Source organism: Flavobacterium sufflavum (assembly GCF_004016525.1).
In the GTDB taxonomy this organism is placed as follows: domain Bacteria; phylum Bacteroidota; class Bacteroidia; order Flavobacteriales; family Flavobacteriaceae; genus Flavobacterium; species Flavobacterium sufflavum.
The window spans coordinates 93934-104758 of the sequence record NZ_SACJ01000015.1 but is presented as its reverse complement, the minus strand read 5'-3'; the positions used below and the strand labels follow the sequence as shown (position 1 = coordinate 104758).

The following is a 10825-nucleotide window of genomic DNA, read 5'->3' as shown; positions in this document are numbered from 1 at the left end:
GTTTGGCGGTAAACCGTTCCAAATGGAAAATTGCATATGCAGATAGTGAAGAGGTTTCGGTAGGAAATTATTCGGCTGAAAAAATATTCGACCAGCAGGAATCTACTTTTTGGTCAACTGCCTGGACGGTTTCAAAAACGCCACATCCGCATCAGCTAGTGGTAAATATGGATGATAATGTAAAAATAAAAGGTTTTAGATATTTACCCCGCACCGATAAAAGCACTAATGGTAATGTAAAATCCTATCGTTTTTATATTAAACCGAATTTGTTTTCTATTAAAAAATAAAATTATAATCTAATGAAAAAATACAGTTACGTCTGTTTACTTTTTGCAATCTTATTCTCTTTAAGCAGTTTTAATGCTAAGCCTAAGGATGAGGTGATTCATTTGGAAGGCAATTGGCATTTTGAAATTGACCGAAAAGATGAAGGAATTGCCCAAAAGTGGTACAATCGTAATCTTTCTGATAAGATTCATTTGCCAGGTTCTATGGCGGAATTCTTAAAGGGAGATGAAATCACTTTGAAAACCAAGTGGACAGGATCTATTTATGACAGTTCTTTTTATTTTATTCCAAGATTCGAAAAATACCGCCAACCGGGAAACATACATATTCCGTTTTGGCTGACTCCAGTCAAGCATTATGTGGGAGCAGCCTGGTATCAGAAAGGAGTGAATATTCCGGCGAATTGGAAAGGCAAGCGAATTTTACTTCATTTGGAAAGAGCACATATTGAAACCAGAGTTTGGGTAAACGACAGGGAAGTGGGTTTGCAAAATTCGTTGGTAGCACCGCATGTTTATGATTTGAGTCCGTATCTTTCTACAGGAAAACAGCGTATTTCTATTCGAATTGATAATAGTATTAAAAAAATAAATGTTGGACCCGATTCACACAGTATCACTGATCATACCCAGGGAAACTGGAATGGAATCATCGGCAAAATTGCGTTGGAAGCTATTTCTCCAGTTTATATAGACGATGTTCAGATTTATCCTGATGTAAAAAACAGAAAAGCCCGTGTGAAGATTACGGTCAATAATAGCACTGCAAATAATTTTAACGGAAAGATTACAATAGCTGCAAAAAGTTTCAACTCTAAGGTTTCAGACCAAACCCAGGAGGTTTCAACTACGCTTTCGGTATCTAAACAGGGAGACAAAACAATTCAACTCGAATTGCCTTTTGGAAAAGGAATGCTGACTTGGGACGAATTTGATCCTGCTTTGTATAATTTAGATGTACAATTGATTTCCAAAGGAATAAATGCTTCTAAAAAAGTTCAGTTTGGAATGCGTGAATTCAAAATAGTAGGAAACCGATTTTTGATCAATGGTAATCCAGTTTTCTTGAGAGGAACAGTTCATAATTGTGAATTTCCGTTAACGGGATATCCGGCAACCACTGTCGAGGCTTGGGAAATTATATTAAAAAAAATAAAGTCTTATGGTTTTAATCACGTACGTTTTCATTCGTGGTGTCCGCCAGAAGCGGCTTTTATTGCAGCCGATAAAGTAGGGCTTTATTTGCAACCCGAAGGTCCTAGCTGGCCTAATCATGGTCCAAAAATAGGATTGGGTCAGCCAGTAGATCAATTTTTGTATGACGAAACTACCCGAATGGCAAAGGAGTACGGTAATTATGCTTCGTTTACGATGTTGTCGGCAGGAAATGAACCGGCAGGAAATCAGGTGAAATACCTTAACGAATTTGTTGATTTCTGGAAAGCAAAGGATAATCGAAGAGTGTATACCGGAATGTCGGTAGGAGGAAGCTGGCCTGTAGTTCCAAATGTAGAATATCAGGCTCGTGGCGGTGTAAGAGGTTTGAAATGGGAAAAAATGCCGGAAACAGAATCTGACTTTAGCTCCGGAATTGAACCTTTTAAAGTTCCTTTTGTGTCTCACGAAATTGGTCAGTATTGTGTTTTTCCAAATTTCGAAGAGATTAAGAAATACAAAGGTGTTTACAGAGCCAAAAATTTTGAAATGTTCCGTCAGGATTTAGCAGATCACAATATGGGTGATCAAAGCAAAGACTTTTTGAATGCTTCCGGAAAATTACAGGTTTTATGCTATAAAAACGAAATCGAAAAAATGTTGAGAACACCCGGTTATGCAGGTTTTCAGGCATTAGGCTTACAGGATTTTCCTGGTCAGGGAACAGCTTTGGTAGGAGTGTTGGATGCTTTCTTTCAGGAAAAAGGATATGTAACATCACAAGAGTATTCTCGTTTTTGTAATTCAACGGTTCCTTTGGCAAAGATTTCAAAGTTTGTATACAATAACGGAGAAACTTTCAAAGCCGAAATAGCGCTGTTCCATTCAGGGAAAACGCCATTACAAAATGCGGTAATCAGTTGGACGATTAAAAACGAAAAAGAAGATGTACTTTCTTCGGGAAATTTTGATCCAAAAACATACGAAAACGGAAATGGCATTTTAGTTGGAAATCTTAGTTTTCCATTAGCTGATATTAAAATTGCTTCAAAATTGAATCTGGAAGTGAAAGTCAATGGTACTGCTTTTGCCAACGATTGGAATTTTTGGGTTTATCCAAATAGAAAACCTGAAATATCGTCTTCTATTTATTACACTACAGTGCTAGATGATAAGGCCAAAGAAGTACTAAATAATGGAGGTAAAGTATTCTTGAACGCTGCAGCGAAAGTGGTGAAAGGAAAAGAAGTAGAAATGCATTTTCTTCCTGTTTTCTGGAATACGTCCTGGTTTAAAATGCGTCCTCCTCATGTTACAGGAATGCTAATTCAGGATAAGAGTCCTGCTTTTGCAGATTTTCCAACGAGTTTTCACAGTGATTTACAGTGGTGGGATATTCAAAACCGTGCCCAGGTAATGAATTTGGAAGATTTCCCGGCTGATTTTCGTCCGCTAATTCAACCTATTGATACCTGGTTTATGAATCGCAGACTGGCTTTAGTATTTGAAGCACAAGTAGGAAAAGGAAAAATTATAGTAAGTAGTGCTAATTTAGGACCGGATGTTCAAGATAAACCTGCTTCGAGAGAATTGTTTTTCTCACTTCAGAATTATATGAATTCAAATCAATTCAATCCTAAAAACCAATTAAGTATTGATGTGATACAGGATATTTTTGTAAGTCCTTCAAAAGAACAATTTAAGACTTATACCAAAGACAGCCCTGATGAATTGAAACCCAATTCAAATCAGAATAAGGTGAAGTAAATAAAATTGTAGCTGTAGAATGAAATTTATTTAATCAAACAGTCTATAATTTTTAAAATAAGAAGGAGTTAAAATATTGTTTTTCGATATTTTAACTCCTTTTGTTTTATTAGCTATCAAATGGTTTCGTTAAGATTAAAGTTGATAATTGAATCTTACCATTTTTAATCGATGGAATAATACTAATTATAATTCAAGAATTTTTATATAATTTTACAACCTATGTATGAAATATTTCAAAAATATCTTGACGAAAAGACGATTCTGACAAAGGCAGAATCAGAACTTATACAATCATTTGCAATTATTAAAAAACTGCGTAAAAGACAATACTTGCTACAGGAGGGTGATATTTGGAAGTATGATGCTTTTATCACAAGCGGTTGCTTACGGACTTATTCTGTTGATGAAAAAGGGAGTGAACATGTGAATAGTTTTAGCATCGAAAAGTGGTGGACAGGGGACAGGGAAAGTTTAATGTTTCAACAGCCATCCCGATTTAATATAGATGCCATTGAAGACAGTGAATTAATATTATTTACACATGATAATTTTGAGTTTTTGTGCAGAGAGATTCCTGCCTTTAATAATATGGTTAATACAATTTTACAAAAAAGCTTTATAGCTGCACAAAACCGAATTCAGGCCTCGCTTAGTTTAACAGCGGAAGAAAAGTACCTTAATTTTATAACTAAATATCCCGGATTTGCTTCAAGAATTCCTCAGACTATGATTGCTTCTTATCTGGGGATGACACCAGAAACACTAAGTCGAATACGGAAACAAACAGCAAAAAAATAATTAATAATATCAAGGAGCTTTTAAGCTCCTTTTTTTATGCCATATTCAAAACACTTGATCTATATCAAGTTTTTACTTATTTCTAATCAATGCCCAGGTTTTGCATTCTGCGCAACTTTGTAATGTTCAAAAGAAACAATATAAACATTATAAAATTAGAAATCATGTCAAAAACAATTTTCATTACAGGTACAAGTACAGGCTTTGGTAAACTTACTGCTATTACATTAGCTAATGCAGGTCATTCGGTAATTGCAGGAATGCGCAATACAAAAGATAAAAATGCTGAAGTAGCCAAAGAACTCTCCCAACTTTCAAACATTGAAGTAGTAGATATTGACATTACAGATGATACTTCAGTTAATCAGGCCTTTGAAAAGGTAATTAGCAAATACGGTAAAATTGACGTATTAATCAATAATGCTGCCGTAAGTGGTTTTGGTTTATTAGAGGGATATTCAATCGATCAGGTTAGTAAAATGTTTGATGTAAATGTTTACGGTGTACTTCGTACTTATCAGGCTGTGCTTCCTTCAATGCGAAAAGAAAAAAATGGTCTTATCATCAACATCACTACTGGTGCAAGTGGTCATACACTTCCTTTTATGATTCCTTACATATCTTCAAAATTGGTAGTGGAAAGTATTACTGAAGGCTTACAAGACGAGCTTGCTGATTACGGAATTGAAAACGTAAGTATACAGCCTGGTGTATATCCTACAGAAATGAACAATGGTTCAAAAGCCGGTATCCATGCTGATAAACAGGAAATCATAGAACAATATGGTAATGCTGCTACAGAAAAATTTAATGCATTAGGAGCTTCACTTTTTGGTAAGATGGCTCAGTATGATATGAATCCTCAAACTATTGCTGATGGAATACTGGAATTGGTTACAATGAAAAAAGGAGAACGACCTCTTCGCTTTCCGCTTGATGCCATTGCTCAGGGAACAGATAAAGAATTTATTGAGGCACGTGCAACTATTAAAGCTAAATGGTTGGCAGCTTATAGTAATTAATTCTTTTTAACAATTTTAAAATAATATACAATATAATTAAGTCATGAAAACAAATAATAAATCAAATCAGAAATTACAAACCTCTGCAATTGCTTTACTGAATTTAGTTTTGTTCTTTTCAACTTCTGAAAAGACAGAGGCACAAAATAGAGCGAATATAGTAGGTATAGACCACATAGGGGTAAATGTCCCGGATATGAATCAGGCTATAGGATTTTTTACAGATGTACTGGGATTTTCTCCAGTGACCACATTAGGACCAATTCCGTTGGATGACAACTGGAAAAAGACAAATCATTTGCAGGCCGGAACAGGTCCGGTTACAATAAAAATGGTAAAAGCGGGTACAGGTGCCAACATTGAATTATTCGAATACAAAGAGAATAAAGGCAGTACTAAACATCCTGGTGGAGATGACATCGGAGCAAGTCATATCGCTTTTTATACTGATAATATTAAGCAAAGTGTTGAATATTTGAAAAGTAAAGGCGTTCAGTTTCTTGGCGAGCCGTTCTTGATGCCATCTGGAGATACAGAAGGCGAAAGTTGGGTGTATTTTTTAACACCTTGGGGCTCTAAAATGGAATTGGTATCCTATCCCAATGGTAAAGGCTACGAAAAAAACAAACCTGCTACACTTTTATGGTCGCCCAAAAATTCTCTTGGTGAATTCAATTTATCGAAAAACAATACGGAAACTATATCTGAATCAGCAATTCGTTCTTTAGTAGAAACACATCTTGCAATCTGGAATGAAAAAGATGTAAAAAAGCGCGAAGCTTTGATGAAAAAAGTCTATGCTGATACTATTGAAATGGTAGATAGTCACTTCATTGCAATAGGTCATACCGACATCAACGGATTTATTGAAGGATTACATAAAAAAAATCCAAATTCCAGATTTTCTCATATCAAGGCAATTGATGTCAATCATAATGTTGCGCGACTTTATTGGCAAAATGGCTCGTTTGAAGAGCCTGATGCTACAACAGGAATGGATCTTTTTATTTTTGAAAATGGAAAAGTTAACCGCTTATATGTTTTTGTTGACGATAAAAGATAAATCAAAACTATTCCTGGAATCTATCGGTTAATTTCCAAGTATGATTAAAGATTGATTAACAATAACAATAAATAGTATGAAAAATTTAATAAAAACAGGGACTTCAACAAATCATGATAAGACTCAAACGACAACTATTACAGTGAGTGCTTATTACCGGGTTCATCCCAATGACAGACAAACTTTTATTGATGCTGTTGTGCCGGAAATGATTGCCGCAAATAAATTAGAAGGCTGTATTTATTATGCCTTTTCACAGGATCTTACTGATGAAAATACTTTCCATCTTTTGGAAGGTTGGGCAGATGAGGAAGCATACGAACGTCACGAAAATTCAGAAACATTTTTAACGGCTTTAACTACAGTTGTAAAAAATGTACAGATACTCGACCGTCAAGGGGTACGTTATGATGTTTCTAAAATTCATATTGATGACCCACGAGGTAAGGTGTCTTAAAAAAGATATTTTGAAAGAAAGGTTTTTAAAGTGACTTGAAAATAGAATTAAGAGATTTTAAATTAATTCCCTTTTATTTCATTAAGTTTTTTAGATAAAAAAGAAAACCGAAAATCATTGATTTTCGGTTTTTGTGTATTTGATGGGATTACAATCGAACATCTTATTTCTTTTTTAGCTTTTTTGATAGTTTATAATTCAGTTAAAATAATCCATTATTTGTAAAATGTCCCCCCATACAATGTGAATTGCCCACGCTGTTGTTTGTTAAAGGTCTTTCTTTTGTAGTTTAATATATGACACGGGTTTCCTACCAAAGCAAATCAAAGTTTACCGTTTTTAGTCTAATTAAATATTTACTCAATTGAGAAAATAATTTAACAGCCATTTTAATGGCTTGAATTATTATAAAAATTATAAAAAACCAATAAATATTACATATGAAAACAATTTACAAATTTATTTTAATAGCAGTTATTGGGAGTTTAACTCCCTTATTAGTTTATGGTAATTCTAAAGACAGAATTGTTGTTGCTCTTGATGGAAGTGGGGATTATATAAGTATTCAAGAGGCTATTAATTCGGTTCCAGCTAATCAGAAAAAGCAAACAGTCATTTATATAAAAAATGGTTTATACAATACAGAGAAAATCTTAGTTCCGACTGATAAAGAAAACATTACTCTAAAAGGAGAGAACCGTGAAAAAACGATTATAAGTTATCATATCTACGATTGTAAAGAAGGATTAAATAATAAATGTCCTGCCGAAGATGTGGCAAAATGGACTGGACAAACAATTAGAACATCTGCAACTATTTCCATTCAAGGGGATGGTTTTAGAGCTGAAAATATAACATTTCAAAATACAGCGGGTGCGGTAGGACAAGCATTAGCAATTTTTGTCACTTCAGATAGAAATGTATTCGTTAGTTGTAATTTTTTAGGATACCAGGACACTATGTTATTAGGTAAAGATGGAACAAGAAGTTATTTTAAAAACTGTCTTGTTTTAGGAAGAACAGATTACATCTATGGTGGAGGAATTGGATATTTTGATTCTTGTGAAATCAAAAGTTTCGGCGGTGGGTGGATTACAGCACCTAGTACTCCCAAAGGGCAGGTTTATGGATTTGTTTTTTATAATTGTAAGCTTAGTTTTTCCACGAATAGTCCTAGAAATAATGACGATAATCAAACAGTTAGCTTAGGGCGTCCCTGGCATAATTACCCTAAAGTAGCATGGATAAATTGTTATATGGGAAAAGAAATAAATCCTTTAGGTTGGCCTACAATTTGGAATATGGATTATGCTTCTACAAGTAAAGATTTGCATTTGTATGAATATAAAAATAGAGGAGAGGGAGCAGATATTTCTAAACGTTCTAAATGGGCAGGTTTGAAAGAGATAACTTCATCTGAAGCAACTTTGTTTTCAGTAGAAAATGTATTAAAAGGAACAGATAATTGGAATCCAAAAGAGGATAAGATTTAGAAATAAGATTTATGAAAAAACAATTCTTAATAATTTTGAGCATTATGATTTTTGGAAATTCTTATGCCCAAAAAGATCTAACTTTATGGTATAATAAACCTTCAAAAGCATGGACAGATGCTATGCCATTGGGAAATGGAAGGCTTGGTGCCATGGTATATGGAGTTCCACAATCAGATACCATTCAAGTTAATGAAGATACTTTTTGGTCAGGAAGTCCGTATCAAAATACAAATCCTAACGCTAAAAAAAGTTTAAAAACCATTCAGGATTTTATTCAGAAAGGCAATTATATTGAAGCTCAAAAATTAGCTTTAAGTGATATTATAGCCGATCGGAAAATTACTTCTCATGGGCAAGTATATCAGTCTATTGGGAATCTGGTTTTAAATGTTCCGGGTCATGAAAAATTTGAAGACTTTTATAGAGAACTGGATTTGAAAACTGCTATTGCCACCACAAAATATAAAGTTGATGGTGTTCGTTTCCAACGAGAAGTGTTTACCTCTTTTCCTGATCAACTTATCATAATTCGTCTTACAGCCGATAAAAAGGGAGCCATTAGTTTTAATACATCATTTGCAGGACCATTAAAGACTAATATGGTAACAGTAACTTCTGTTGTACCTGATAACCAAAGTAAATTGCTTGTCGTAAACGGTAAATGTGCCAGAGATAAAGAAGAAAACATTCCAAATCTGTTAAATTTTAATGCCCAAATTAAGGTAGAAATTAAAGGAGGAATTCAGGAAAAAGAAGGAAACTCAATAACAGTTAAAAATGCTGATGAGGCTATAATTTATATTTCAGTTGCTACTAATTTTAAGAACTATAAAGACATTTCCGGAGATGCCGAAAAACGTGCCAAGGATTATTTATTTAAATTTTCGAAAACGTATCAAAAGGCTAAGGAAGATCATATTGTGGCTTATCAGAAGCAGTTTAATAGAGTACAATTAGATTTGGGAAAATCACCTCAAATGACTAAACCCACAGATCAAAGGATTTCAGAGTTCTCTAAAGCTGATGACCCTAATTTAGTGTCCACATATTTTCAGTTTGGTCGTTATTTATTAATTAGTTCTTCTCAGCCGGGTTCTCAACCAGCTAATTTACAAGGTATATGGAATCCTAATGCAGGGCAATATCCGGCTTGGGATAGTAAATATACAACCAATATTAATGTTGAGATGAATTATTGGCCTGCCGAAGTTACTAACTTAAGCGAATGTCATGATCCTTTTATTAAATTAATTAAGGAGGTAAGTGAAACAGGAAAACAATCAGCTTCAGAAATGTATGGTGCCAGAGGCTGGACATTGCATCATAATACTGATTTGTGGCGTTCTACTGGAGCTGTAGATGCAACTGCAGGTATATGGCCTACATGCAATGCGTGGTTTAGCTCCCATTTATGGGAAAAGTTTCTTTTCTCAGGAGATACAGCTTATTTACAAGAGGTATATCCAATAATGAAAAGTGCCTGCGAATTTTATCAGGATTTTTTAATAAAAGATAAAAAGACAGGATATCTGGTAGTTTCACCTTCAATTTCTCCAGAACATACTCCCGGACTTCAATCGTATGAAATAGTAAAGGCAGATGGAACAAAGGGGAGTGAACGTTGTAATGTGTTTTCGGGAGTTACCATGGATAATCAAATGGTTTTTGATTTACTTTCCAACACTATAGATGCTGCCGAGATTTTAAATACAGATAAGGAATTGGTAAAGGAACTAAAAAAAATCCGTGAACAATTACCTCCTATGCATATTGGGAAATATAGCCAATTACAAGAATGGCTTGAAGATTGGGATCGTAAAAATGATGCTCACCGCCATTTATCACATTTGTGGGGTATTTTTCCGGGAAGAGAGATTTCAGCCTTTAAAACACCTAAGCTTTTTGAAGCTTCGAGGAATTCTCTTATTGACAGAGGAGATGCAAGTCGTGGGTGGTCAATGGGATGGAAAGTTTGTTTATGGGCTCGTTATTTAGATGGAAATCATGCTTATAAATTAATAACCAATCAGCTTAATTTAAAACCGGCCAATACAACCATAAAAGATCCGGATGGTGGGACTTATACAAATATGTTTGATGCTCATCCTCCTTTTCAAATTGATGGAAATTTTGGTTGTACTGCAGGAATTGCCGAAATGTTATTGCAAAGTCATGATGGAGCAGTTAGCTTATTACCGGCATTACCGGATGTTTGGAAGAAAGGAATAGTAAAAGGCTTGAGAGCTCGCGGTGGTTTTGAAATTGAAAGTATGGAATGGAACAAAGGGAAAATTGTTGCCGTTACGATAAAGTCAAATTTAGGGGGAAATCTTCGATTGAGAAGCTATTCGAAATTAAAAGGTGAAGGATTGAATATTGCCAAAGGAGATAACAGCAATCGTTTTTTTAAGTATCAACCTGTTGAAAAACCTGTTATTTCTGATAGTGCTACTTTTTTAGGAACAGGTATTTTAAGTGTATTGGAATATGATGTAAAAACTTCGAAAGGGAGTACGTACACGTTTTATGCGGTTGAATAATTTGGGTTGAATATTTTAATTGTGGTTGGAACAAAAGAGCTATGAATTTAGGTTTATAGCTCTTTTTTTTTTTTTGCGGTATTTCTATCAGTAAAGCTAAAAGTTGATTGTAGCATGAAATTTAGTTTTACAGGAACTTTTTTTCGGTGTGTATTTTGAAAAGTGCCGAAAATAAAGGCTTTGTGTGATATGCCCCCCATCATTTTGTGTTTTGACCCTCTTGTCCGACTTCTT

At 34.5% G+C, this 10825-nt stretch carries 8 protein-coding genes; all 8 read left to right on the top strand.

The features are described from left to right. Window positions 1–290 (top strand): discoidin domain-containing protein (locus tag EOD40_RS16915; RefSeq protein ID WP_164905501.1); only part of this gene is annotated, 290 nt, incomplete at its 5' end. 12 nt (window positions 291–302) lie between these two features. Continuing rightward, on the top strand, window positions 303–3212 hold the full coding sequence (locus EOD40_RS16910) for an exo-beta-1,4-galactosidase (protein WP_128197561.1): 2910 nt from the start codon (window positions 303–305) through the stop codon (window positions 3210–3212). 222 nt (window positions 3213–3434) lie between these two features. Beyond that, window positions 3435–4013, top strand: a complete 579-nt coding sequence (locus EOD40_RS16905) for a Crp/Fnr family transcriptional regulator (RefSeq protein ID WP_128197560.1) — start codon at window positions 3435–3437, stop codon at window positions 4011–4013. A 164-nt stretch (window positions 4014–4177) separates the two neighbouring features. Next, window positions 4178–5035 carry an SDR family oxidoreductase gene (locus tag EOD40_RS16900; protein ID WP_128197558.1) on the top strand — a complete coding sequence of 286 codons (858 nt, stop codon included), beginning with the start codon at window positions 4178–4180 and terminating at the stop codon, window positions 5033–5035. Between the two features lie 43 nt (window positions 5036–5078). Beyond that, entirely contained in the window at window positions 5079–6098 is a 1020-nt protein-coding gene (locus EOD40_RS16895; protein ID WP_128197556.1) for a VOC family protein, read from the top strand. A gap of 142 nt (window positions 6099–6240) precedes the next feature. Next, complete coding sequence (locus EOD40_RS16890) at window positions 6241–6555, top strand: putative quinol monooxygenase (RefSeq protein WP_231129652.1); 315 nt, start codon at window positions 6241–6243, stop codon at window positions 6553–6555. 440 nt (window positions 6556–6995) lie between these two features. Continuing rightward, the gene (locus EOD40_RS16885; RefSeq protein ID WP_128197552.1) at window positions 6996–8048 is read left to right on the top strand and encodes a pectinesterase family protein; all 1053 of its coding nucleotides are present in this window, start codon (window positions 6996–6998) and stop codon (window positions 8046–8048) included. 11 nt (window positions 8049–8059) lie between these two features. Continuing rightward, window positions 8060–10591, top strand: coding sequence for a glycoside hydrolase family 95 protein (locus EOD40_RS16880; RefSeq protein ID WP_128197550.1), 2532 nt, complete (start codon window positions 8060–8062; stop codon window positions 10589–10591). Window positions 10592–10825: the final 234 nt, after the last annotated feature.

Excerpts from the sequence above, each read along its gene's own strand:
- EOD40_RS16905 (WP_128197560.1), top strand. The coding sequence starts at position 3,435 with ATGTATGAAATATTTCAAAAATATCTTGACGAAAAGACGATTCTGACA.
- EOD40_RS16900 (WP_128197558.1), top strand. The coding sequence starts at position 4,178 with ATGTCAAAAACAATTTTCATTACAGGTACAAGTACAGGCTTTGGTAAA.
- EOD40_RS16885 (WP_128197552.1), top strand. The coding sequence starts at position 6,996 with ATGAAAACAATTTACAAATTTATTTTAATAGCAGTTATTGGGAGTTTA.
- EOD40_RS16880 (WP_128197550.1), top strand. The coding sequence starts at position 8,060 with ATGAAAAAACAATTCTTAATAATTTTGAGCATTATGATTTTTGGAAAT.
- EOD40_RS16895 (WP_128197556.1), top strand. The coding sequence starts at position 5,079 with ATGAAAACAAATAATAAATCAAATCAGAAATTACAAACCTCTGCAATT.
- EOD40_RS16910 (WP_128197561.1), top strand. The coding sequence starts at position 303 with ATGAAAAAATACAGTTACGTCTGTTTACTTTTTGCAATCTTATTCTCT.